At 75.4% G+C, this 24751-nt stretch carries 15 protein-coding genes; 9 read left to right on the top strand and 6 right to left on the bottom strand.

Annotated features, from left to right (window positions below):
• Positions 1-43: 43 nt before the first annotated feature.
• The gene (locus tag ACFPK1_RS13170; RefSeq protein ID WP_378021389.1) at positions 44-2464 is read left to right on the top strand and encodes a RelA/SpoT family protein; all 2421 of its coding nucleotides are present in this window, start codon (positions 44-46) and stop codon (positions 2462-2464) included.
• Positions 2465-2486: 22 nt separating this feature from the next.
• Here the strand turns inward: ACFPK1_RS13170 and ACFPK1_RS13165 are convergent, their stop codons facing one another.
• Complete coding sequence (locus ACFPK1_RS13165) at positions 2487-3809, bottom strand: AI-2E family transporter (RefSeq protein ID WP_378021388.1); 1323 nt, start codon at positions 3807-3809, stop codon at positions 2487-2489.
• An 87-nt stretch (positions 3810-3896) separates the two neighbouring features.
• Between ACFPK1_RS13165 and pyk the strand changes: the two genes are divergently transcribed.
• Together pyk and ACFPK1_RS13155 are read left to right on the top strand one after the other, a co-directional pair.
• Positions 3897-5315 carry a pyruvate kinase gene (pyk, locus tag ACFPK1_RS13160; protein WP_378021387.1) on the top strand — a complete coding sequence of 473 codons (1419 nt, stop codon included), beginning with the start codon at positions 3897-3899 and terminating at the stop codon, positions 5313-5315.
• Entirely contained in the window at positions 5316-6482 is a 1167-nt protein-coding gene (locus ACFPK1_RS13155; protein ID WP_378021386.1) for a MalY/PatB family protein, read from the top strand. It begins immediately after the preceding gene.
• A gap of 32 nt (positions 6483-6514) precedes the next feature.
• Here ACFPK1_RS13155 and ACFPK1_RS13150 read toward each other — a convergent pair whose 3' ends face one another.
• Positions 6515-9466 (bottom strand): FAD-binding and (Fe-S)-binding domain-containing protein, encoded by a 2952-nt coding sequence (locus ACFPK1_RS13150; RefSeq protein ID WP_378021385.1) that lies wholly within the window; start codon positions 9464-9466, stop codon positions 6515-6517.
• Positions 9467-9575: 109 nt separating this feature from the next.
• On the opposite strand from ACFPK1_RS13150, the gene ACFPK1_RS13145 reads away from it, so the two are divergent.
• The 4 genes from ACFPK1_RS13145 (at position 9576) to acs (ending at position 13150) form a co-directional block, all read left to right on the top strand.
• Positions 9576-10004: a CoA-binding protein gene (locus tag ACFPK1_RS13145; RefSeq protein ID WP_378021384.1), complete on the top strand. Its 429-nt coding sequence runs from the start codon at positions 9576-9578 to the stop codon at positions 10002-10004.
• Positions 10001-10516: an STM3941 family protein gene (locus ACFPK1_RS13140; RefSeq protein WP_378021383.1), complete on the top strand. Its 516-nt coding sequence runs from the start codon at positions 10001-10003 to the stop codon at positions 10514-10516. Before ACFPK1_RS13145 ends, ACFPK1_RS13140 begins: the two co-directional genes overlap by 4 nt.
• Positions 10516-11127, top strand: a complete 612-nt coding sequence (locus tag ACFPK1_RS13135) for a protein-L-isoaspartate(D-aspartate) O-methyltransferase (protein WP_378021382.1) — start codon at positions 10516-10518, stop codon at positions 11125-11127. The genes ACFPK1_RS13140 and ACFPK1_RS13135 overlap by 1 nt, the downstream gene beginning before the upstream one ends.
• 91 nt (positions 11128-11218) lie before the next feature.
• Positions 11219-13150: an acetate--CoA ligase gene (acs, locus tag ACFPK1_RS13130; protein WP_378021381.1), complete on the top strand. Its 1932-nt coding sequence runs from the start codon at positions 11219-11221 to the stop codon at positions 13148-13150.
• On the opposite strand, the gene ACFPK1_RS13125 is transcribed toward acs, so the two are convergent.
• Together ACFPK1_RS13125 and treZ are read right to left on the bottom strand one after the other, a co-directional pair.
• The gene (locus ACFPK1_RS13125) at positions 13134-14045 is read right to left on the bottom strand and encodes an SDR family oxidoreductase (RefSeq protein WP_378021380.1); all 912 of its coding nucleotides are present in this window, start codon (positions 14043-14045) and stop codon (positions 13134-13136) included. The two genes, acs and ACFPK1_RS13125, sit on opposite strands and share 17 nt — an antisense overlap.
• Before the next feature lie 72 nt (positions 14046-14117).
• A complete protein-coding gene (gene treZ / locus ACFPK1_RS13120) occupies positions 14118-15839 on the bottom strand; it encodes a malto-oligosyltrehalose trehalohydrolase (RefSeq protein ID WP_378021379.1) in 1722 nt (573 codons plus the stop codon).
• A gap of 142 nt (positions 15840-15981) precedes the next feature.
• On the opposite strand from treZ, the gene ACFPK1_RS13115 reads away from it, so the two are divergent.
• Positions 15982-21012: a SpoIIE family protein phosphatase gene (locus ACFPK1_RS13115; protein WP_378021378.1), complete on the top strand. Its 5031-nt coding sequence runs from the start codon at positions 15982-15984 to the stop codon at positions 21010-21012.
• 44 nt (positions 21013-21056) lie between these two features.
• Here ACFPK1_RS13115 and ACFPK1_RS13110 read toward each other — a convergent pair whose 3' ends face one another.
• Together ACFPK1_RS13110 and ACFPK1_RS13105 are read right to left on the bottom strand one after the other, a co-directional pair.
• Positions 21057-21701 carry a response regulator transcription factor gene (locus ACFPK1_RS13110; RefSeq protein ID WP_378021377.1) on the bottom strand — a complete coding sequence of 215 codons (645 nt, stop codon included), beginning with the start codon at positions 21699-21701 and terminating at the stop codon, positions 21057-21059.
• A complete protein-coding gene (locus tag ACFPK1_RS13105) occupies positions 21698-23815 on the bottom strand; it encodes a sensor histidine kinase (RefSeq protein WP_378021376.1) in 2118 nt (705 codons plus the stop codon). Before ACFPK1_RS13105 ends, ACFPK1_RS13110 begins: the two co-directional genes overlap by 4 nt.
• A gap of 143 nt (positions 23816-23958) precedes the next feature.
• Here ACFPK1_RS13105 and ACFPK1_RS13100 point away from each other — a divergent pair, with 143 nt between their 5' ends.
• On the top strand, positions 23959-24729 hold the full coding sequence (locus ACFPK1_RS13100; protein ID WP_378021375.1) for a hypothetical protein: 771 nt from the start codon (positions 23959-23961) through the stop codon (positions 24727-24729).
• Positions 24730-24751 lie beyond the last annotated feature (22 nt).

Raw genomic sequence — 24751 nt, 5'->3', positions numbered from 1 at the left:
ACGACGGGGGCCGCTCGCCCGCCCGGCGGGAAGGGGACGACGCGTGAGCCAGGACGTCGACGCCGCGGGCACGCCGATCGCCCCTGACCAGGGCACGGCCCCGGACACCCCGGCCGAGGAGGCCGTCCTCGACGCCGTCGGCCTCTCGCCGACGCCGCCCGTCAGCGCCACCCGGCCCCCGTCGGCCACCCGCCGCGTCCGCGCGCGGATCGCCCGGCGCATCACCGCGCAGCGCTCCGGCGCCGTCAAGCCGGTGCTCGAGCCGCTGGCCGCCGTCCACCGCGAGCTGCACCCCTCGGCGGACATGGGCACGCTGCAGCGCGCCTACGACACCGCCGAGCGCTTCCACGACGGGCAGATGCGCAAGAGCGGCGACCCGTACATCACCCACCCGCTGGCCGTGGCGACGATCCTCGGCGAGCTCGGGATGGACACGACGACGCTGGTCGCGGCCCTGCTGCACGACACCGTCGAGGACACCGCCTACTCGCTGGACAAGCTGTCGGCCGACTTCGGCGCCGAGGTCGCCCACCTCGTCGACGGCGTCACCAAGCTCGACAAGGTCCAGCTGGGCGCGGCCGCCGAGGCCGAGACGATCCGCAAGATGGTCGTCGCGATGGCGCGCGACCCGCGCGTGCTGGTCATCAAGCTGGCCGACCGGCTGCACAACATGCGCACGATGCGCTTCCTCAAGCCCGAGAAGCAGGCGAAGAAGGCCCGCGAGACGCTCGAGGTGCTCGCCCCGCTGGCCCACCGGCTCGGGATGTCGACGGTCAAGTGGGAGCTCGAGGACCTCGCGTTCGCGATCCTGCACCCCAAGCGCTACGACGAGATCGTCCGCCTCGTCGCCGACCGCGCGCCGTCCCGCGACACCTACCTGCGCACGGTGATCGACGAGGTGTCCGGGCAGCTCACCGAGGCGCGGGTGAAGGCCGAGGTGCTCGGCCGCCCGAAGCACTACTACTCGATCTACCAGAAGATGATCGTCAAGGGTAAGGACTTCGACGACATCCACGACCTGGTGGGCGTGCGGGTGCTGGTCGAGGACGTCCGCGACTGCTACGCCGCGATGGGCATGGTCCACGCCCTCTGGCAGCCGATGCCGGGCCGGTTCAAGGACTACATCGCCCAGCCGCGGTTCGGCGTGTACCAGTCGCTGCACACCACGGTGATCGGGCCGGACGGGCAGCCGCTCGAGGTGCAGATCCGCACCCACGAGATGCACCGCACCGCCGAGTACGGCATCGCCGCGCACTGGCGGTACAAGGAGCTCAAGGGCGCCCACAAGGGCGGCGGCACCTCCGGGGACGGCACCCTCGAGCTCGACGAGATGGCGTGGATGCGCCAGCTGCTCGACTGGCAGCGCGAGGCGGCGGACCCCGGCGAGTTCCTGGAGTCGCTGCGCTACGACCTCGCCACCCGCGAGATCTTCGTGTTCACGCCGAAGGGCGACGTCATCACGCTGCCCAGCGGGTCGACGCCGGTCGACCTCGCCTACGCCGTGCACACCGAGGTCGGCAACAAGTGCATCGGCAGCCGGGTCAACGGCCGTCTCGTGGCGCTGGAGCGCGAGCTCGAGAACGGCGAGGTCGTCGAGATCTTCACGTCGAAGGCCGAGGGCGCCGGGCCGTCGCGCGACTGGCTGTCGTTCGTCGCGTCGCCGCGGGCCAAGCAGAAGATCAAGCAGTGGTTCGCCAAGGAGCGCCGCGAGGAGGCGATCGAGGCCGGCAAGGAGGCGATCACGCGCGAGGCGCGGCGCACCGGCCTGCCGCTGCAGCGCCTCGTGTCCGCCGACTCGATGACCGCGCTGGCCCACGAGCTGCGCTACCAGGACGTCTCCGCGCTCTACGCCGCGGTCGGCGAGCACCACGTCTCGGCCCGGCACGTCGTGCAGCGTCTGGTCGCGCTGCTCGGCGGGGTGGAGCAGAACGAGGAGGACCTCGCCGACCGCGCGACGCCCTCCACCGTGCAGCGCCGCCGCGGCACCGGCGACGTCGGCGTCGTCATCGACGACATGGACGGCGACGGCGACGGCTCCTCGGACGTGTGGATCAAGCTCGCCCGCTGCTGCACCCCGGTGCCCGGCGACGGCATCCTCGGCTTCATCACCCGCGGCGGCGGGGTCAGCGTGCACCGCACCGACTGCACCAACGCCGACGAGCTGCGCAGCGAGCCGGAGCGCCTGGTCAACGTCCACTGGGCGTCCTCGTCGAGCGCGCTGTTCCTCGTCGCGATCCAGGCCGAGGCGCTCGACCGGCACCGCCTGCTCTCCGACATCACCAAGGTCCTCGCCGACGAGAAGGTCAACATCCTGTCCGCGTCGGTGACGACGTCGCGCGACCGCGTGGCGGTGAGCCGGTTCTCCTTCGAGATGGGCGACCCGAAGCACCTCGGGCACGTGCTCAAGGCGGTCCGCAACGTCGAGGGCGTCTACGACGTCTACCGGGTCACCTCGGCGAGCTGACCCCCACCGGCGTCACCGTCGCTCAGGAGCCGGCGCGGCGGTGCCGGAACAGCCCTCGCACGCTCGTGCGGGACGGGCCGGCGTCGTGCCACTCGGGGCGCCCGGAGCGGGGGTCGAGCGGGTTGACGGTGGCCGGGTCGAGCGCGCCGTCCGAGGGACGCACGAGCGAGCGGACGCCGGCGTCGACCACCGTGACCAGCGGGACGGCCAGCAGCGCGCCCGGGATGCCGAAGAGGACGAGGCCGCAGGCGATCGGCAGCACCACCGCCAGCGGGTGCAGCTTGATCGACCGGCCGAGCAGCAGGGGCTGGAGGATGTAGCCCTCGAGGTTCTGCACGGCGACGAGGAGCAGGACCACGAGCAGGGCGTCGGTGAGCCCCCCGCTGACCAGGGCCACCAGGACGGCGACGACGCCGGTGACGACGGCGCCGAGGGTGGGGACGAAGGCGCCGAAGAAGATCAGCGCGGCCAGCGGGACGGCCAGGGGCACCCCGATGAGCCACAGCCCCACGCCGGCGGTGACGGCGTCGGCCGCGGCGACCAGGACCGTCGCCCGCGTGTAGCCGACCAGCGACGCGAACGCCCGCCGCCCGGCGATGTCGGCCCGGTCGCGCGCCGCCTTCGGGACCCCGGAGAGCACGAAGCGCCAGACCAGGCCGCCGTCGTAGACCAGGAAGATCAGGGTGAACAGGGTCAGCAGCATCTCGGTGAAGAGCTCGCCGACCGTCCCGACGGCGCCGAGCGCGCTCGTGGCGAGGGTGGCCTGGCTGGACTGCAGGTAGGCGATGGCCTGGTTGCCGATCGCGGTGAACTGCTCGTTGTTCAGCCCGAGCGGGCCGGTGCGCAGCCACTCCTGGATGCCGGTGAGGCTCGCGGTCAGCTGCGTGGTCAGGTCCGGCAGCCCGGAGATGAACGCGAGCACCACGCCGTAGAAGACGGCGCTGACGATCGCGATGCCCGCGAGCAGGACCAGGGCGGTGGCCAGCGCGTGCGGCACGTGGCGCCAGCGCCGGGACAGGGCGTGGGCCTCCGGCGCGAGCAGCGACGCGGCGATGATGGCGAGCACCACCGGGACGAGGACCGCGGAGAGCAGCCCCATCACGTAGAGGATCGCGTAGCCGGCCGCGGCGAGCAGCAGCACCCGCCACGCGAGACCGCTGGCGATCTCGAGCGCGACCGGGACCTCCCACCGCCGGGCGGGCCGGACGACGGCCTCGGGGCCGCGGTCGACCGTCCTCGCGCCCGGGAGGTCGCCGATGTCCTGGGGCGGGCCGGGGCCCGGGCCGGGGTCGTCGGCCGGACCGGGATCCCCGCGGGGATCCGGCGAGGGCGACGACATGGTCATCGGTTCACCGTAGTCCGGGCCACGGAACGGCGGGTCGCGGTCGCGCCGCGGCTGCTGGATCGGTGCAGAACCGACTACCATGGCCGCGTGAGCCGACGAGCCAAGATCGTGTGCACGCTGGGGCCGGCGACGTCCTCACCGGAGGCCGTCCGCGACCTCGTCCGCGCCGGGATGGATGTCGCCCGTCTCAACTTCAGCCACGGCACCCACGCCGAGCACGAACGGGTCTACCGCCTGGTGCGCGAGGCGGCCGACTCCGAGGGGCGCGCGGTCGGCATCCTCGCCGACCTGCAGGGTCCGAAGATCCGGCTGGGGACGTTCGCCGACGGCCCGCAGATGTGGGCGACGGGCGAGACCGTGCGCATCACCACCGAGGACGTCGAGGGCACCCACGACCGCGTCTCCACCACCTACTCCGGTCTCGCCGACGACGTCCGCCCCGGCGAGTCCCTGCTGGTCGACGACGGCAACGTGGCCCTCGAGGTCACCGCCGTCGAGGGCCGCGACGTCGTCGCCCAGGTCGTCGAGGGCGGCCGCGTCTCCGATCACAAGGGCATCTCGCTGCCCAACACCGCGGTCTCCGTGCCCGCGATGAGCGAGAAGGACGAGGCCGACCTGCGCTTCGCGCTGGGGCTGCGCGTCGACATGATCGCCCTGTCGTTCGTGCGCTCGCCCGCCGACGCCGAGCTCGTCCACAAGATCATGGACGAGGTGGGCGCGCGCCTGCCGGTGATCGCGAAGCTCGAGAAGCCCGAGGCGGTCGACGCGCTCGAGGCCATCGTGCTGGCGTTCGACGCGATCATGGTGGCGCGCGGGGACCTCGGCGTGGAGCTGGCGCTCGAGGACGTGCCGCTGGTGCAGAAGCGGGCGGTGCAGATCGCCCGCGAGAACGCCAAGCCGGTGGTCGTCGCGACGCAGATGCTCGAGTCGATGATCCACAACTTCCGGCCGACCCGGGCCGAGGCCTCGGACGTCGCCAACGCGGTGCTCGACGGAGCCGACGCGGTGATGCTCTCGGGCGAGACGAGCGTCGGCTCCTATCCCATCGAGACGGTGTCGACGATGTCCCGGATCGTCTCGGCGGTCGAGGTCGGGCCGGCGTCGGTGCCCCCGATCCAGCACGTCCCGCGCACCCAGCGCGGCGTCGTCACCACCGCCGCGCGCGACATCGGCGAGCGCCTCAACGCCCGCGCCCTGGTGGCGTTCACCCGCACCGGCGACACGGTCCGCCGCCTCGCCCGGCTGCACACGCGGCTGCCTGTGCTGGCGTTCACCCCGATCCCCGAGGTCCGCAGCCAGCTCTCGCTGAGCTGGGGCGTGGAGACGTTCCTCGTGGACTGGGCCGACACCACCGACGCGATGATCCGGCAGGTCGACGCGTGCCTGCTCGAGATCGGGCGCTTCGCCGCCGGCGAGCTGGTGGTCATCGTGTCCGGCTCGCCGCCCGGCACCGTCGGCAAGACCAACCTGCTCCGGGTCCACAAGATCGGCGAGGACACCCGCTAGGTGCCCCACCGCTTCGACGCCCTCACCGCCGAGCACATGCGCGCCGGCGGCTCCTGGAAGTGGTCGACGCCCGGCGAGTCGCACGGGCGCGGGCTGATCGGCGCGTTCGTGGCCGAGATGGACTACCCGGTCGCCGACGCCGTGGCCGACGCGGTGCGGGCGTCGGCCGACGGGTCGCGGTTCGGCTACCTGCCCGACGGGTGGGTCGCCGACATGGCCGCGGCCTGCTCGGCGTTCTGGGGCGACCGGTTCGGGTGGGCGCCGGACCCGGCGTGGGTGCGCCCGGTGCCCGACGTGCTGACCGCGTTCACGGCCACGGTCCGGCACTTCACGCGGCCCGGCAGCGCGATCCTGCTGCCGACCCCGGCGTACATGCCGTTCCTGACCGTGCCCGCGATGCTCGGCCGCGAGCTCGTGCAGGTGCCGATGGCGCGGTCCGGTGAGCGTTTCGTCCTGGACCTCGACGCGATCGACCGCGGGTTCGCCGGGGGCGCGGGGCTGCTCGTGCTCACCACGCCGCACAACCCCACCGGGCGGGTGTTCGACGCGTCCGAGCTGGCCGCGGTCGCCGAGGTCGTCGAGCGCCACGGCGCGCGGGTGTTCAGCGACGAGATCCACGCGCCGCTGACCTTCGGCGACGCGCGCCACCGTCCGTACGTGACGACGTCCGGGGCCGCCCCGGGGCACACGATCACGGCGACCTCCGCGTCGAAGGCCTGGAACCTGCCGGGGCTCAAGGCGGGGCAGGTGGTGCTGTCGAACGCCGCCGACGCGGCGCACTGGACGGCGACCGGCTACCTCGCCGAGCACGGCACGGCGACCCCCGGCGTGCTCGCGTCCACCGCGGCCTACCGGGATGCGCGCGGCTGGCTCGACGAGGTGCTCGCGTACCTGGAGGGCAACCGCGCACACCTCGCGGCCGCCGACCTGCCCGGCATCGACGTGACCGTGCCCGACGGGACCTACCTGGCGTGGCTGGACGCGCGGGGCCTGGGGCTCGCCGAGCCCCCGTCGGCGTTCTTCACCCGCGAGGCCGGCGTCGTGATGACCGACGGCGCGGCGTGCGGCGAGGCCGGGCGCGGCGGCATGCGCCTCAACCTCGCCGTGTCCCACCCCGTCCTCACCGACGCCCTCGACCGCATCCGCTCGGCCATCCGGAGCATGTGAGCGAACTTCGGGGCTATAGCCCCGAAGTTCGCTCACATGGGCCAGGGGAGGGGTTCGTCGGGGAGGCCGGCGGCGAGGAGCGAGGCCAGGTGGTCGCCGCGGCGGTCGGTGAGCTGGTCGATCTGCGTGCGGCACGAGAACCCGTCGGCGACGACCGCCGTGTCGCCCGACGCCGCCCGCACCCGCGGGAGCAGCACCTGCTCCCCGCACGCCACCGACACCTCGTAGTGTCCCTGCTCGAACCCGAAGTTGCCCGCCAGCCCGCAGCAGCCCGAGTCGAGCATCTCCACGTCGGCGCCGCCGCGGCGCAGCACCGCGGTCTCCGTGCCGTAGCCGCCGGTCGCGTGCTGGTGGCAGTGCTGCTGCACGATCACCTCACGGCCGGCGATCCCGGGCGGCGTCCAGTCGGGCGCCCGCTCGGCGAGCAGGCGCCCGAGCGTCGTGGTGGCCGCGGCGATCGCGTCGGCGCGGGGCCCGGGCAGCAGGTTGGGCGCGTCGTCGGTGAACACCGCGGTGCAGCTGGGCTCGAGCCCGACGATCGGCATCCCGGCGCCGACCGCGGGCGCCAGCGCGTCGAGCGTGCGCCCGAGGACGCGCGCGGCGACGCCGAGCTGGCCCGTCGTCACCCAGGTCAGCCCGCAGCACAGCTCGCGGTCGGGCAGCCGGACCGTGAACCCCGCCGCCTCCAGCACGCGCACCGCGTCGGCCCCGGCCCGCGGGTGCAGGAACTCGGTGAACGTGTCGGGCCAGAGCAGCACCTCGCCGCGCTCACCGCTGCCCCGCGGCCCGCGCTCCCGGTACCAGTGCGAGAACCGCGGGGTGGCGAACGCGGGGATCGCGCGGCGCTCGTCGATCCCGCCGGCGCGCTTGAGCAGCCCGGCCACCCGCGACGACGTCACCCGGTTCACCAGCGGCGCCAGCGGTGACGCGACCCGGGCGAGCGCGGGCAGCCAGCCCATCGACAGGTGCGAGCGCGGGCGGCGCCACTGCCGGCCCTCGTAGTGGTGGTGCAGGAACTCGGCCTTGTAGGTGGCCATGTCGACGTTGACCGGGCAGTCGGACAGGCAGCCCTTGCAGGCGAGGCAGAGGTCGAGGGCGTCGCGGACCTCGGTGGAGCGCCAGCCGTCGCGGATCGGCGAGTCGGCGTGGCCGCGCAGCATCTCCCAGAGCAGCCGCGAGCGCCCGCGGGTGGAGTGGTGCTCCTCGCCAGTGACGCGGTACGACGGGCACATGACGTCGCCGTCGGTGCGCCGGCACCGCCCGACGCCGATGCAGCGCTCGATCGCGCGGGTGAAGCGCCCGTCGTCCGAGGGGTAGGCGAACGCCGACGCCGGCTCGGCCGGGTCGTAGTCGGCGCCGACGTGCAGGTGCTCGTCGAGGCGGTAGGGGTGCACGACCTTGCCGGGGTTCATCCGGTGGCGGGGGTCGAAGAGCGCCTTGACGGACTCGAACGCCGCCACCAGCTCCGGGCCGTACATCCGCTCGAGCAGCTCGCCGCGCGACTGCCCGTCGCCGTGCTCCCCGGACAGCGACCCGCCGTACTTCACGCACAGGTCCGCCGAGCGCTCCATGAACGTCCGGTAGTCCGCGACACCGGCGGGCGTGCGCAGGTCGAACGGGATGCGGGTGTGGATGCAGCCGTGCCCGAAGTGGCCGTAGATCGCGGTGCTGCCGGTGAAGCCGTACTCCTCGAGCAGCGCCACCCACTCGGCGAGGTAGTCCCCGAGCCGGTCGGTGGGCAGCGCCGCGTCCTCCCAGCCCTCGTAGTTGTCGACGCCGGTGCGCGGGTCGCGGGCCGACACCGCCAGCGCCGACTCGCGGATCGCGAACAGCTCGGCCTGCTCGGCGCGGTCGGTGACGGTGAGGATCGAGGGGGCCCGGTCGCCGAGCTGGTCGGCGAGGGCGGTGGCCAGCGCCTCGGCGCGGGCCACCGCCCGCCCGGCGTCCTCGTCGCGCATCTGGGCCATCAGCCAGCTGTGGCCCTCGGGCATCGCGGCCATCGCGCGCTGGTGCACGCCCTTGGCCCGCTCGAACTCGACGATGTTGCGGTCGATGCACTCCAGGAAGTGCGGGGCGTGGGGGAGGATCGCGTCGACGCAGCGCGCCGCGGCGACCACGTCGGGGAAGCCGAGCACCACCAGCGCGGTCTCCGGCGCCTCGGTGACGAGGTCGAGCTCGGCGTGCAGCACCGTGACCAGCGTCGACTCCGAGCCGACCAGCGCGCGGGCGAGGTCGAAGTCCGATCCCGGCACCAGATCGTCGAGGTTGTAGCCCGAGACGCGCCGCGGGATGTCGGGGAAGCGCTCGGCGACGAGCGCCGCGTGGTCCTCGGCGATCGCCCGCAACCCGCGGTAGATCTCCGCGCGCCGGCCGCCCTGCGCCTGGATCGCCGCGTACTCCTCCGGCGACGTCGGCCCGACCCACATGCGCAGCCCGTCGTAGGTGAGCACCTCGAGGCGCCGGACGTTGTCGGCGACCTTGCCGAACACCTGCGCGGTCGACCCGCAGGAGTTGTTGCCGATCATCCCGCCGAGCGTGCAGCTCACGTGCGTCGCGGGCTTGGGGCCGTAGATCAGGCGGCCGGGCAGGGCCGCGTTGAGGTCGTCGAGCTTGATGCCGGGCTCGACGACGCAGGTGCGGGCGTCCTCGTCGACGGAGACGATCCGCGTGCAGTACTTCGACCAGTCGATCACCACGGCCGCGTTGCAGCACTGCCCGGCGAGGCTCGTGCCGCCGCCGCGGGACAGCACGGGGACGTCGTGCTCGCGGCACACGGCGAGCGCGGCCACGCCGGCGTCGATCGAGCGCGGGACGACCACGCCGATCGGGACCTGGCGGTAGTTCGAGGCGTCGACCGCGTACGCGGCCCGGGAGCCGGCGTCGAAGCGGACCTCGCCGTCGACCCGCGCGGCGAGCGCCGCGGCGAGCGCCTCCTCGGGGGCGAGCGGACGCGTGCGCGGTGGGGGCAGGTCGACCGTGGCCACCGGACGACTCTGTGCGCGGCCCCGGGCGGACGCAAGTTCTCCGTCATGTGAGCACTTTCCGGGCCCATGGGCCCGGAAAGTGCTCACATGGGTGCGGGAAGATGGTGACGTGGAAGCCGGGCTCGTGGACGACGCCGCCGTGGGCGCGCTGCTGACCGGCGTGCGCCGGGTCGCGGTGCTCGGCGTCTCCGATCGCTTCAACCGGCCCAGCTTCCGGCTCGCCGCCTACCTGCTCGACCGCACGGCGTGGACGGTGGACCTCGTCAACCCGCACGTCGTGGAGACGCTCGGCCGGCTCTGCGCCCCGCTGCTCGCCGACGTCCCGCCCCCCGACCTCGTCGTCGTCTTCCGCGCCCCCGGCGCCTGGGACGCGGTGGTGGACGAGGTCGCCGCGGCCGGCGGGCGCGCGGTGTGGCTGCCCTGCGGGGTCGCCGACGCGGACACCACCGCCCGCACCGTCGCCCGCGCGCAGGGGGCCGGCGTGGCGGCCGTCGCCGACCGCGACCTGCGCGCCGAGCACAAGAGGTGGTGCCCGTGAGCGCCGGCGTCACCCGCGAGCCCGACCGTGTCGAGGTCCGCGCGCCCCGCACCGCGCCGGTCGTCGCGCTGGTCACCGGCGTCATCGGCCTCGCGGCGGGTGTCTGGCTGCTGCTCGCCGGCGGCACCGCGAACCTCGTCCTCGGCGCCGTGCTCGTCCTGTTCTTCGGGGTCGGCGCCGTGCGGGCGGTGCTGCGCCTGGTCCGCGGGAAGCCACTGCTGATCGCGACGCCCGAGGGCATCGACGACGGCGGCTCGATCGTCGCCGCCGGGTTCCTGCCCTGGTCGGAGCTCGGCACGATCGACGTCCTGCCCGCCCGCGGCGGTGCGATGCTCGTCATCGGGGTCCGCGACCCCGAGGCGGTGCTCGCCCGCACGACCCCGGGCCGGGCGCGGGTGGGGCGCGCCCAGGCCGGGCGTCTCGGGAGCCCGGTGGTGCTGCCGCCGACGGTCCTGCCGGTGCCCGCCGAGGAGCTCGCCGCCGACCTGGAGCGGCTGCGACCGGGGCCGTGATGACCGTCCACGAGCGGCGCCGCCGCGCGATGGTCGCCGCCCTGCGCGAGCAGGGGATCACCGACGAGCGGGTCCTCGAGGCCATGGGCCGGGTGCCGCGGCACCGGTTCGTCCCCGCGCACCGGGCCGACCAGGCCTACGGTGCCGGCCCGCTGCCGATCGCGTGCGGCCAGACGATCTCGGCACCGGCGATGGTGGCCGCGATGGCGGCGCTGCTGGAGCTCACGGGACGCGAGCGCGTGCTCGAGGTCGGGGCGGGCAGCGGCTACGCGGCCGCGGTGCTCTCCTGCCTCGCCCGCGAGGTGGTCGCCGTCGAGTACCACCCCTCGCTCGCCGCGTCCGCCCGCGCCGCGCTCGCCGCGACCGGCCACGACGTCGAGGTCCGCCACGGCGACGGGCGCCTCGGTGCGCCCGACCGCGCGCCGTTCGACGCCATCTCGGTGGCCGCGATGGCCGAGGGCGAGGTGCCCGCCGCCCTGCTCGAGCAGCTCACCGACGACGGCGTGCTCGTCTGCCCCGTCGGGCACGGGCGTCACGGCGACCTCGTGCGCGTACGGCGCGACGGCCACGAGGAGCGCATCCTGCCCGTCTCGTTCGTGCCGCTGCTGTGAGGGCCTCCGGCCACGTGAGTGATACGGGGCGTCCTGGCGACCCGGATCACTCACGCGGGCCGCAGGCCCCTCGACCGGGCACTCGGTCGCCATGAGCGATGTCGTTGCGCCCCCGCCCCACCTGGCGCGCTCGGCGAACGTGTCGGCGGCGCAGGCGGACGCCCTGCGCGAGCGCGCCGCCGCCGACCCCGAGGGGTTCTGGCACGAGCAGACCGGGCGCCTCGAGTGGGCGACGCCGCCGGCGCAGGCCTACGACGGCAGCGACTTCCCGTTCGTCCGCTGGTTCGCCGACGGGACCCTCAACGTGGCGCGCAACTGCGTCGACCGGCACGTCGAGGCCGGGCACGGCGACAGGGCCGCGTTGCTCTGGGAGGGCGAGCCCGGCGACGAGCGCCGCCTGACCTACGCCGACCTGCAGGAGGAGGTCGCCCGCGCCGCGCACGCGCTCACCTCGCTGGGCGTCGGGCGCGGCGACGTCGTCGTGGTCTACCTGCCCGTGCTCGTCGAGACGGTCGTCGTGATGCTGGCCTGCGCCCGGATCGGGGCGGTCCACTCGATGGTCTTCGGCGGCTTCTCGGCGGAGGCGCTGCGCTTCCGGGTGCAGGACGGGGCGGCGAAGCTCGTCGTCACCACCGACGGGCAGTACCGGCGGGGGAAGGCCGTGCCGGTCAAGGAGAACGCCGACGCCGCCGTCGACGGTGTCGGCTCCGTCGAGCACGTCCTCGTCGTCCGGCGCACCGGGCAGGACGTGCCGTGGACGGCGGCCCGCGACGTGTGGTGGGACGAGCTGCTCGCCGACCAGCCGGTCACGCACACCGCCGAGGCCTTCCCGGCCGAGACCCCGCTCTTCCTGATCTACACCTCCGGGACGACCGGGAAGCCCAAGGGCCTCGTGCACACCATGGGCGGCTACCTCACCCAGACCGTCTGGACCGCCTGGGCGTGCTTCGACCACCGCCCCGACGACGTCTACTGGTGCCAGGCCGACCTCGCCTGGGTCACCGCCCACACGTACGAGGTGTACGGGCCGCTCGCCAACGGCGTCACCCAGGTGCTCTACGAGGGCACCCCCGACACCCCGCACCGGGGACGCCACTTCGAGATCATCGCGAAGTACGGCGTCTCCGTGTACTACACGGCCCCGACCCTGGTGCGCACGTTCATGCAGTGGGGCGAGGACCTCCCGGCGGCCCACGACCTGTCGTCGCTGCGCCTGCTCGGCTCGGTCGGGGAGGCCATCAACCCCGAGGCGTGGCGCTGGCTGCACCACCACGTCGGGGGCGACCGGTGCCCGATCGTCGACACGTGGTGGCAGTCGGAGACCGGCGCGGCGATGGTGGCGCCCCTGCCCGGGGCCACGCCGCTGAAGGCCGGCTCGGCGACCCTGCCGCTGCCGGGCATCTCGGCGCGGGTGGTCCGCCCGGACGGCGCGCCGTGCTCCCCGGACGAGGGCGGCCTGCTCGTCGTCGACCGCCCGTGGCCGGCGATGGCGCGGACCGTCTGGGGCGACCCCGAGCGGTTCGTGTCGTCGTACTTCGCCGACTTCCCCGATCCCGGCTGGTACGTCGCGGGGGACGGCGCGCGGATCGACGGCGACGGCTACGTCTGGCTCGAGGGCCGCGTCGACGACGTCATGAACGTCTCCGGTCACCGCCTCTCGTCGATCGAGGTGGAGTCCGCCCTGGTCAGCCACCCGCGCGTCGCCGAAGCCGGCGTCGTCGGCGCCCCGGACGACACCACCGGGCAGACGATCGTGGCGTTCGTGGTGCTGCGCGACGGTGACACGAGCGACCCCACCGACGACCTCAGGGCGCACGTGACACGCGAGCTGGGCCCCGTGGCCCGCCCCTCGCGGGTGGTCGTCGTCGACACCCTGCCGAAGACCCGCAGCGGCAAGATCCTGCGCCGGCTGCTGCTCGGCGTGACCCGCGGCGAGGATGCCGGGGACACGACCTCGCTCGTCGACCCCGACGGTTTCGCCGCGCTCGCGGCCGACTACCGGGAGCTCAGCGGTACCCGGTGACGTCCGCCGGCTTCCCCGCGTCCTGCACCTCGACGATGTAGCGCCAGGCGTCGGGCCGCGAGCCGTCGAGGTCGTCGACGCCGTACACCTGCGCCAGCTCGCCCGACGACGTCGACGCCGCGTTCCACCGGTGCCGCGCCGGGTCCGCGGCCAGCGCGGCGATGCCGCGGCCCACGAAGCGCGGGGTCTCCGAGATCGCGAAGTGGGGCTCGGCGGTGAGGGCGTCGCGCCAGGTCTCCTCGGTGACCCCGAAGTGCTCGAGCATCATCTCCGAGCGCAGCCACCCGGGCGTGACCGCGACGGCGGTGCCGCCGTGGTCGGCCAGCTCGTGCGCCCAGGAGCGGGCCAGCCGGATGGGCGCGATCTTCGCGAGGTCGTAGTACACGTTGAGCCGGTACTGCTCGGTGTTGTACTCCGCGGTCCCGTCGGTGACCTCGACGACGAGCCCGCCCGGCCGGCGCGCGAGCAGCCGCAGCGCGTGGTGGGCGGTGATCAGGTGGGTGTCGATCGCCAGCCGCAGCGTGCGCAGCCCGTTCGCCAGGTCGTGCTCCCAGACCGGGACGTCCCACTCCACGAGGAGCTCGCCGCCCCAGATGTCGTTGACGAGCACGTCGAGGCGGCCCCGCTCGCGCTCGATGCGCGCCACGAGCGCGGCGACGGCGTCCGGGTCGAGGTGGTCGGTCGGGACGGCGATCCCCGTCCCGCCCGCCGCCGTGACGAGGTCCGCGGTGTCCTCGACGGTCTCGTCGCGCTGGTACTCCGAGCGCTGCGCGCGCGTGCTGCGTCCCGTCGCGTAGACGGTGGCGCCCGCGGCGCCGAGCTCCACGGCGATCCCGCGTCCCGCGCCCCGCGTGGCGCCGGCGACGAGCGCGACGCATCCGGTCAGATCGGTCATGCGACGCACCGTCGCACGGCCCCCCGACAACCCCATGTGAGCGAACTTCGGGGCTATAGCCCCGAAGTTCGCTCACATACGGACCAGGGCGAACGACTCCGGGCCGAGGGTCAGGGAGGAGCCGGACACGTCGACGTCCGACGGCGCGTACAGCACCTCGGACGCGGCCACGGGCAGGGAGACGGACGCCCCGCCCAGGTTCACCGCCAGCCGCAGCGCGCCCCGGTACACGACGAGCGTGCGCGCGTCGGCGTCGTGGTCGACGCGGACCGGGTCGAGGTGCGGGTCGGTGAGCTCCGGGTGCGCGCGGCGCAGGGCGATGAGCTCCCGGTAGATCCCCAGGAGCTGCGCGTGCGGCTCCCGGGACGGCTCCGACCAGTCCAGTCGCGACGCCTCGAACGTCGACAGGGCCGTCGGGTCGGGCACCTCCTCGGCGCCCCAGCCGTGCTCGGCGAACTCCTTCGTGCGCCCCTCCCGCACGGCGGTCTGCAGCTCCGGGTCCTCGAAGCCCACGAAGAACGCCCAGGGCGTGCGGGCGCCCCACTCCTCGCCCATGAAGATCATCGTCGTGTAGGGCGAGCAGAGCACCAGCGCCGCGCCGCACCCCAGCAGCCCGGGGGAGACGGTGGCCGAGAGCCGGTCGCCGCCCGCCCGGTTGCCGACCTGGTCGTGGTCCTGGAGGTAGGCGAGGAACCGGTGGCCGGGGGTGTGCAGCAGGTCGACCGGGCGCCCGTGGGTGCGGCCGCGGAACGTCGACCAGGTGCCGGCGTGGTGGAAGGGGTGGTGCAGGACCTCGGCGAGCGTCGCGAGGTCCCCGAAGTCCACGTAGTAGCCCTGCGTCTCGCCGGTGAGGGTCGAGTGCAGGGCGTGGTGGATGTCGTCGCACCACTGCGCGTCCAGCCCGTAGCCGCCGGCCTCGCGCGGCGTGATCAGCCGCGGGTCGTTGAGGTCGGACTCGGCGATGAGCGACAGCGGGCGGCGCAGGTGCGCCGAGAGCGACGCGACGTGGGCGGCCATCTCCTCGAGCAGGTGCGTCGCGCGGGCGTCGCGCAGCGCGTGCACGGCGTCGAGGCGCAGCGCGTCGACGCCGTAGTCGCGCAGCCACATCGTGACGTTGTCGAGGATGTAGGCCCGCACCGTGTCCGAGCCGGGGCCGTCGAGGTTCAGCGAGGGGCCCCAGACGTTCTCGCCGAGGAAGTAGGGCCCGAAGCGGTCGAGGTAGGCGCCCGAGGGCCCGAGGTGGTTGTAGACGACGTCGAGCACGACGCCCAGGCCGCGCGCGTGGCACGCGTCGACGAACCGGCGGAACGCGGCGGGCCCGCCGTAGTTCTCGGTCACCGCGTACCAGAGCACGCCGTCGTAGCCCCAGCCCCGCGTGCCGTCGAACGCGTTGACCGGCAGCACCTCAACGAGGTCGACGCCCAGTTCGACGAGGTGGTCGAGCCGTTCCTCGGCGGAGGCGAACGTGCCGCCCGGCGTGAAGGTCCCGACGTGCATCTCGTAGATCACCGATCCCGGCAGCGACCGGCCCGTCCACGCGGCGTCGGCGGGGGAGGGCTCGACCTCGACCACCCGCGACGGCGCGTGGACCCCGTGCGGCTGCCAGCGCGACCGCGGGTCGGGCAGCGGCTCGCCGCCGTCGAGGGAGAACGCGTAGTCGGTGCCGGGGCCGGCCTCCGGCACCGTCAGGCGCCACCAGCCCTGCGCCCCGGCGACCATCGGCTCGGTCCGGTCGTGCAGGACGAGGCCCACCGACGTGCTGTCGGGCGCCCATACCGCGAACTCGTGTGCCACGGCAGCGATGCTTCCCGACGAGCCCCGCGCGCATGCGTGGTGCGCGACCGGAAAGATGGGCCCGGATCGCGACGGGCATCACGACGGGGATCACGACGAGGTGGGACGATCCGGTCGTCCAGAGGCGCACGGGGGCGGTGACATGGGGACGGACGTCTCACCCGGCACGCAGGCGCTGGTCGCGGGCGGCGGGCGGGTCGGCGCGGACATGGCCACCGTCGACTGGGCCACGACGCCCCTCGGCGCGCCCGAGCAGTGGCCCACGCCCCTGCGCACCGTCGTGCGCATGCTGCTGACCTCCCGCTTCTCCATGTGGATGGCGTGGGGCCCGGAGCTCACCGTCTTCTACAACGACGCCTACTGGCGCGACACGCTCCAGTCGAAGCACCCGTGGGCGCTGGGCAAGCCCGCGCAGGTCGTGTGGTCGGAGATCTGGCCCGACATCGGCCCCCGGATCGCCTCGGTGCTCGAGAGCGGGGTCGCCACCTGGGACGAGGACCTGCTGCTCTTCCTCGAGCGCAGCGGCTACTCCGAGGAGACCTACCACACCTTCTCCTACAGCCCGCTCGCCGACGCCGAGGGCGGCATCGCCGGGATGCTGTGCGTGGTCACCGAGACCACCGAGCGCGTCATCGGCGACCGGCGGCTGGCGACGATGCGCGACCTCGGGACGGCGACGGGCCCGGCCCGCTCCCGCGAGGACGTCCTGGGCGCGGTGGAGCGGACGCTGGGCGAGAACGACCGCGACCTGCCGTTCTCGCTGGTCTACCTGCTCGACGAGGACGCGGGCGTCGCCCGGCTCGCCGCGAGCGCCGGGGTCGCCCCGGGCTCGCCGGTGGCCCCGGAGACGGTCGCCCGCGGCGGGGCCTGGCCCGCGGAGCAGCTGACGACGGGGGCGCCGGTGCTCGTCGACGACCTCGCCGCGCGCTGGGGCGACGCGGTGCCCCGCGGGGCGTGGGACCGTCCCGCCACCCAGGCCGTCATGGTCCCGCTCGCCGCCCCGCCCGGCGAGGAGGGCGCCGCGGGGATCGCGGGGTTCCTCGTCGCGGGCGTCAACCCGCACCGCCGCCACGACGACCGGATGGCGAGCTTCTTCGAGCTGCTCGGCGGCCAGATCACCGCGGGCCTGGCGAACGCCGGCGGCTTCGAGGCCGAGCGGCGGCGCGCGGAGGCGCTCGCCGAGCTCGACCGCGCCAAGACGGAATTCTTCTCCAACGTCAGCCACGAGTTCCGCACCCCGCTGACCCTGATCATGGGCCCGGTCGAGGAGCTGCGCGGGGCGCCGGAGGTCGACCCGGAGCACTGGCGCCACGAGATCGAGATCGTCTACCGCAACGGCCGGCGGCTCGGGCGGCTCGTCAACAGCCTGCTCGACTTCTCGCGCCTCGACGCCGGTCACCGGCAGGCGCACTACGTGCCGACCGACCTCGGGCAGGCCACCGGAGAGCTCGCCGGCATGTTCGGTTCGGCGATGGAGCGCGCCGGCCTCGACTACGTCGTCGACTGCCCCCCGCTGGGGCGCCCGGTCCTGCTCGACCGCGACGCCTGGGAGAAGATCGTCCTCAACCTGCTGTCGAACGCGCTGAAGTTCACCACCGCCGGGTCGGTGTCGATCAGCGTCGAGGCCACCGACGACGCGGCCGTCCTGCACGTCGCCGACACCGGCGTCGGGGTGCCCGCCGCCGAACTGCCGCGGCTGTTCGAGCGCTTCCACCGCGTGCAGGGTGAGGGCGCCCGGTCGGGCGAGGGCAGCGGGATCGGGCTGGCCCTCGTGCGCGAGCTGGTCGGCCTGCACGGCGGCGAGGTCGGCGCGGCGAGCGAGTTCGGCGTCGGCACCACCATGACGGTCACGCTGCCGTTCGCGCGCGCCGACGCCGGGCCGGTGGCCGACGAGCCGGCCGGGTCGCGCGCGCCGTCCGACGACGCGGAGTCGTTCGTGGCCGAGGCGATGCGCTGGCTGCCCGACACCGAGGACGGCGACGAGCCCCCGGTCCCCGACGACCGGGACGCGCGCCCGGAGGTCGCCCGCGGCCGCATCCTCGTCGCCGACGACAACGCCGACATGCGGTCCTACCTGCACCGCCTGCTCGCGGCGCACCACGACGTGCGGCTCGTCGCCGACGGCGAGGAGGCCCTGTCCGCGGCGCTGGAGGACCCGCCCGAGCTCGTCGTCTCCGACGTCATGATGCCGCGCCGCGACGGGCTCGCCCTGCTCACGGCCCTGCGCGCCGACGAGCGCACCGCGCGGGTGCCCGTGCTGCTGCTCTCCGCGCGCGCCGGTCAGGAGGCGGCGGTCGAGGGCCTGGCCGCGCAGGCCGACGACTACCTCGTCAAACCGTTCACCGCCTCCGAGCTGCGCGCCCGCGTCGACGCGCACCTGCAGCTGGGCCGGGCCCGCCGCCGCGCCGAGGTCCGGTTCACCGCGATGGCCGACCTGGCGCCGGCGATGATCTGGGTGGCCGACGCGGACGGCGCCCGCACCTTCCACAACGCGGGCTGGCGGCGCTTCACCGGCCGCTCGGACGCGCAGGAGCGGGGCGAGGGCTGGTTCGCCGGGATGCACCCCGACGACCGCGAGCGCTACCGCGACGTGCGGGCCGCGGCGATGGCCGTCGGGCGGGGCTGGGAGATCGAGTACCGGCTGCGCCGCGACGACGGCGCGTACCACCGGGTCGCCGAGCACGCCGTCCCCGTGCCCGGCGAGACCGGGGTCTCCGGGTGGGTCGGCAGCGGCATCGACGTCCACGCGCGCTGGCTCGAGGCCGAGCGCCAGCGGCTGCTCGCCCGGGTCGGCGCCGAGCTGGACGGCGAGCCCGAGGTCGTCGACCGTCTCGAGAGCCTCGTGCGTCTGCTCGTCGAGGTGGGGCTCGCCGCCCGCGTCGCGGCCCGGGCCGTCGACGACGAGGGCGCGCCCGGGGCCGGCCGGGCGGCCGCCACGACGATCGGGGCCGAGGGCGACGTCGTGACCACCGTGCCGCTGTCCGCCGACGGGATCGTCGAGGGCGAGCGGCGGGCGCTCGAGGCGCGGGCGCCGGTCACCGCGTCGGGCGTGCTGCACCTCCCGCTGACCGTGCGGGACCACCCCGTCGCCCTGCTGTCGCTGACGCGCGCCGACGGCGCCCCGGGCTGGAGCGAGGACGACCTCGACCTCGTCGAGGAGATCGCGGCCCGGGCCGCCCTCGCCCTGGACAACGCCCTGCTGCTGGCCGAGGAGCGCGCCACCGCCGCGCGGCTCTCGCTGCTCCAGCGCGCGACCACCGAGCTCTCCGCCGCGGCCACCCCGGCCGAGGTCGCCGACGTCACCGTCGGGCACCTCCGGTCGCTGTTCGGGCCGGCGGCGCGCGTCGCGGTCTTCGAGTACGACCCGCGCAGCGGCGCCCTGTCCCCGCTCGCCGCCGTGAACGTCGACCCGCCCGTCGTCACCCCCGAGCGCGAGACCCCGACGATGGTGGGGGCGGCGGTGGACGGCGGGGAACCGCTGTGGCTGGTCGCCGGGGGTCCCGTGACGCCCGACGCCGAGCGCCTCCGCGCGACCCTGCGGGAGAGCGGCATCCAGGGGGCGATGGCGCTGCCGCTCGTGGCGGCGGGGGTCACCGTCGGGGCGATCGGCGTCGGCCTGCCCGACCGCGTCCGCGTGCCGCGCACCGAGCGCATCACCCTCGTCGCGCTCGCCGAGCCGTGCGCGATCGCCCTCGACCGCGCCCGGCTCTACCGCGCCGAGCACCAGATCGCCGACACCCTGCAGCGCAGCCTGCTCCCGCAGGCCCTGCCGTCGCTCGACCGGCTCGGGCTCGCCGTGCGCTACCTCCCCGGCGCGACCGGCACCCAGGCCGGCGGCGACTGGTACGACGTGGTCGAGCTCGAGGAGCACCGCGTCGCGATCGCCGTCGGCGACGTCGTCGGGCAGGGCACGGCGGCGGCCGCGGTGATGGGCCAGCTGCGCACGGCCCTGTCGGGCTACCTGCTCGCCGGCCACGGGCCCGCCGAGGCCCTCGCCCTGCTCGACGGCCTGACCTCGCGCATCCCGGGCTCGCAGGCGTCGACGGCCATGTGCCTGACGCTGGACACGAGCACCGGCGAGCTGCGCCACGCGCGCGCCGGGCACCTGCCCGCCCTGCTCGTCCCGGCCGACGGCGGGCCGCCGCACTTCCTCGACGACCCCGCGGGACACGGCCCGCTGCTGGGCCTGCCGCCCGGGCTGCGCGACCACCGCGAGGCCGTCACCACCCTCGAGTCGGGCGGGGTCCTGCTGCTCTACACCGACGGGCTGGTCGAGCGCCGCAGCGAGACCCTCGACGAGGGCTTCGAGCGGCTCGTGGCCGCCGCCGACCGCCACCGCGTCGCGGCCCCCGACGCGCTCGCCGGGGCCCTGCTCGCCGACCTCGGCACCCGCTCGGACGACGTGGCCCTCGTCGTCGCCCGGCTCGCGCCGCCGCCCCTGGAGCTCACGCTGCCCGCGCGGCCGGACGCGCTCGCGGTGCTGCGGCGCCGGACCGCGCGCTGGGCGCGGGCGGCGGGCGTCTCCGAGGTCGTGCTCGGCGACCTGCAGCTGGCGCTGGGGGAGGCCGCCACCAACGCGGTCGAGCACGGCTACCGCAACGGCGACGGGTCCGGCGACGTCGAGGTGCGGCTCGCGCGCCGCGCCGACGGCTCGACGCAGGCCGCCGTCGTCGACCACGGCAGCTGGCGCCCGGCGCCCGCCGACCCCGGGTTCCGCGGCCGGGGCCTGACGCTCCTGCGCGAGGTCAGCCGCGACGCGACGGTGACCACCTCGCCCGACGGCGGCACCCGGGTCGAGTTCCGGGTCGAGCCGGGCGAGGACGAGCAGGTCCCGGTGACCGCCACCGAGCACGAGCGCCGGCCGGGCACCCCGGCGGCGGTCGCGGTGCACGACGACGGGGCCGGGCGGCGGATCGTGCTCTCCGGCGACCTCGACCTCGGGGGCGCGGCGTCCTGCCACGAGGCGCTCCTGGGAGCGGTCGACGGCACCGCGGGCGCCGGACCGCTCGAGATCGACCTGCGCGACGTCGGCCACCTGGCCAGCGCGGGCGTCGGCCTGGTGCTCGAGGCGCTGCAGGCGGCGCGGCGCGGCGGCCGCGAGGCCCGGCTGACGACGGCGCCCGGGAGCCCCGCCGCGCGGGTGCTCGCGCTGGCCCTGCCCGCCCGGCCCTGATCCCGGCCCGGCAGGACCTGCCCAGGACCTGGCTCCGGACCTGCTCAGGCCCGGCCCAGCCCGGCCTCGCGGGCCCGCACGATCGCCTCCGCGCGGTCGGCGACGTGCAGCTTGGTGAAGATCGCCGAGACGATGTTGCGGACGGTCTTGGGCGACAGGAAGAGCGCCGAGGCGATCTGCGGGTTCGCCCGCCCGGCGGCGACGAGGTCGAGCACCTCGCGCTCGCGGGCGGTGAGCTCGGGGAAGACGTCGACGGTGGCCCGGCGCGGCGCGAGGAACTCGACCACCCGCCGGGCCAGCGCCGGGCCGAAGATCGCGTCCCCCTCGGCGACCGCGGTCACCGCCCGCACGATCTCGTCCTTGGTCGCCCCCTTGAGCAGGTAGCCCCGCGCCCCGGCGCGCAGCGCGGCGAAGACCGTCTCGTCCTCCTCGCTCATCGTCAGCACGACGACCCCGACCGACGGGTCGGCGTCGACGACGCGTCGCGTGGCGGCGATCCCGTCGAGCACGGGCATCTGCACGTCCATGACGACGACGTCCGGGCGCAGCGCCGCGACCGTCTCGACGGCGGCCGCGCCGTCGGTCGCCGTGCCCACCACGTCGATGCCGTCGACGGTGGCCAGCAGGCCGGCCAGGCCGTCGAGGTAGACGGGGTGGTCGTCGGCCAGCACGACCCGGATCTCGCTCACGGACCCTCCAGGGGCAGCTCGGCGGTGACGACGGTGCCGCCCCCGGGCGGGCAGGTGACGCTCGTGCGCCCGCCGAGCTCGGCGGCACGCTCGCGCAGCGACAGCGTCCCGACCCCCGCGACGACGTCGGTGCCGATCCCGCGGCCGTCGTCGGCGACGGTGACGACGAGCCGCTCGGGGCGGCGGTCGAGGGTGACGGTGGCGTGGGTCGCGCCGGCGTGGCGGACGACGTTGGTCAGCGCCTCCGATGCGATCCGGAACGCGGCGACCTCGGCGGCGGCGGGCAGCTCGCCGGGCTCGCCGTCGACGGTGATCGCGAGGCCGTCGCCGGAGAGCCTGCGGGCCTGGGCGCGCAGCGCGCCGAGCAGGCCGAGCTCGTCGAGGGCGGGCGGGCGCAGGTCGTGCACGAGCCGCCGGACGTCGGTGAGCAGCGCGCCCACGTCGGTGACGGCCTGCGCGAGGGTGGCGTCCGCCGCCGCGGCGTCCCGGGCGGCGAGGCCGCGGGCGGTCTCGATGCGCAGGGTCACCGCGCCGAGCCCGGGGCCGAGGCTGTCGTGCAGGTCGCGCCGCAGCCGCCGGCGCTCCTCCTCGCGGGCGGTGACCAGGTCGACACGGGCCTGCTGCAGCGACGCGGACAGCGCGCCGGCGCGGGCGGCGGCCGCGGCCTGGCGCAGGAGGTCGCCGAGCAGGCGCTGGTCGTCGTCGGCGAGCCGGCGGCCCTCCGCGACCGCGACGCGCCCGATCGTCTCGTCGCGGTAGCGGATGGGGAGCTCGACGGTCGGCCGGTCGGTGTGGCCGTGCTCGACGACCGCCCGCGCGCCGTCCGCCCGGTCGATCTCCACGCGCACGTAGGGCAGGCGGAACGCCTCGGCCACCGACCGGGCCAGCGCGGCGAGCTGCTCCCCGGGCGCCACCGCCGTCTCCAGCCGCCCGGCGAGGGTGGCGACCGCGGCGTGGGGGTCGTCGCGGGACCCGCGGGTCAGGCGACGGGCGGCGCGCCACAGCCGGGAGCGCAGCGGCGTGTAGAGCACGGCGACGATCGCCACTGCGAGCAGGCCCGCGTCGCGGCCCCCGAACGCCGTCCCGGCGACGAGCAGGACCAGGCCGTCGACGGCGAGCACGAGCAGCCCGAGGGCGACCGCGACGATCGTCGTCGGCAGCAGGCGGTCGATGTCGTAGAGGCGGTGGCGGGTGATCGCGACGACGACGGCGGAGCTCGTGACCGCGATGCTCGCGATCAGCCCGACCATGAGCCACGCGGGCGGGAGCGCCTGGACGATGGCCAGGGCCAGCGCCGAGACCGCCCCGGCCCACACCAGCCAGCGCATCTGCAGGCGGCGGCGACCGCGCGCGGCCCGGTGGCGCGCGGCCACCACGACCAGCGCCGCGAGGAGCCCGACCGCCGGCAGGAAGCGCGCGATGCTGAAGATCGTCGGCCACCACGGCAGGTCGAGCGTCAGCTGGTCGAAGGGCAGGGCGGCGATCGGGGCGGGTGTGTCGCCGCCGGAGAAGGCGCGCGCGACGTCGGCGGGGACGAGCACGGCGACCACCGGCATGACCGCCGTCGCCGCCACCCCGACCACGGCCACGGCCCGCCAGAGCCGCCGGCGCGGGAGCCGCCCGTCGGGGAACAGCACCATGAGCAGCGGGAGCCCGACGATCGCGAAGGCGCCCCAGCGGTAGCCGAGGTGCAGGCCGAGGACCGCGCCCGGGAGCCCGGGGTGCTGGTAGACGACGAACACCGTCCACGCCGACGCGAGCCCGCCGACGATCCACACGACGCCGGACGCGACGAGGACCCAGCCGATCGGGTGCCGGGGACGGTCCCGCAGCACCAGCAGGCCCGGCAGCAGCTGCGCGAGACCCGCGACCGCGTTGGGCCAGCCCGCGGCCGTGTCGATGGATCCGGGCAGCGTGAGCCCGCGGCCCGAGACGTCGAGGACGACCGCCAGCACCCCCAGCGCGACGGCCAGCACCCCGACGGCGAGGACCGTCGCCGTGCGGCGGCGGGGCGAGGTCCGGTCGGGCCGGTCGGACGGGTCGCTCCCGGCGGGGTCCGGCGGGCCGGGGTGCGCCTCCGCGCGCGCGACCGACTCCCCGACCCCCATCGCCATGGGGTGATCGTGGCAGCTCGACGCGCCGGGTGTCTCCGGACCGGCGTCCCGTCGTGTGTCCCGGGCGCCCGGGACAACGACGGGACCGCGGCGGGGCCCGCGGCCCTGCCGTCGGGGACGGCCCGGAGCCGAGAGTTCTCCCCGTGCCGCAGGCCGACCCGATGCCGAGCCCGACCCGCCGTCGGGCCGGCCTGACCGACCGACTCCTCGCCGACCCCTTCCTCCGGGAGCCCGCCGTGACCACCATGCGCACCACGCCCGCCCGCGTCCGCACCGACGCCCCCAGCACCGACGCTCCGGTCGCCCGGCCCGCGGAGTCCGGCGCCGGGACGCCGGAGGCCCCCTCGACGCGGTCGCTGCGTCTGCTCGGCGCCGGGCTCGCCGCCGGCGCCACGGCCTACGGCGCCGCGTTCATCGGCCTCGGGGTCACCCGTGGCGCGGCGGCCACCGACGGCAGCTTCGCCTCGGACCTCTGCGGGCTGTTCTTCCAGCTCGGCGTCTTCTGCCTGCTCGCCGCGATGTGGCGCACCCGGGCGGCCGGCACGTCACGGCTCGCCCGGATCATGATCGTCGTCGAGTCGGTGATCCTGGCGGTCGCGACGGTGCAGTCGGCGCTGACCCTGCCCTCGATGGGCGGCGAGTGGAGCCCGCTGGCCACCGCGCTCGACCCGTTCTGGCCGCTGTCGATGCTCGGCATGGCGGTCCTGGGCGTGAAGGTCGCCGTCGCCGGCCGCCGGCGTGGGGCGCTGCGGGCGTGGCCGGTGGTCGCCGAGACGTGGTTCTTCGTCGCGATGCCCGCCCTGCTCGTCCTCGGCCCGGCCCTCGGCGCGATCGTCGCCGGCGCCCACTTCCTCGTCGGCTACGCGGTCCTCGGTGTCCTGCTCGCCGTGCGCCCCGACCTCACCCGCCGCTGACGCCACGCCTGTCCCGAGGAGA

Source organism: Actinomycetospora rhizophila (genome assembly GCF_042657905.1).
Taxonomy (GTDB): Bacteria; Actinomycetota; Actinomycetes; order Mycobacteriales; family Pseudonocardiaceae; genus Actinomycetospora; species Actinomycetospora rhizophila.
This window is presented reverse-complemented; position numbering and strand designations above follow the sequence as displayed.

Excerpts from the sequence above, each read along its gene's own strand:
- ACFPK1_RS13125 (WP_378021380.1), bottom strand. The coding sequence starts at position 14,045 with ATGACCGATCTGACCGGATGCGTCGCGCTCGTCGCCGGCGCCACGCGG.
- acs (WP_378021381.1), top strand. The coding sequence starts at position 11,219 with ATGAGCGATGTCGTTGCGCCCCCGCCCCACCTGGCGCGCTCGGCGAAC.
- ACFPK1_RS13165 (WP_378021388.1), bottom strand. The coding sequence starts at position 3,809 with ATGACCATGTCGTCGCCCTCGCCGGATCCCCGCGGGGATCCCGGTCCG.
- ACFPK1_RS13115 (WP_378021378.1), top strand. The coding sequence starts at position 15,982 with ATGGGGACGGACGTCTCACCCGGCACGCAGGCGCTGGTCGCGGGCGGC.
- ACFPK1_RS13135 (WP_378021382.1), top strand. The coding sequence starts at position 10,516 with ATGACCGTCCACGAGCGGCGCCGCCGCGCGATGGTCGCCGCCCTGCGC.
- ACFPK1_RS13105 (WP_378021376.1), bottom strand. The coding sequence starts at position 23,815 with ATGGCGATGGGGGTCGGGGAGTCGGTCGCGCGCGCGGAGGCGCACCCC.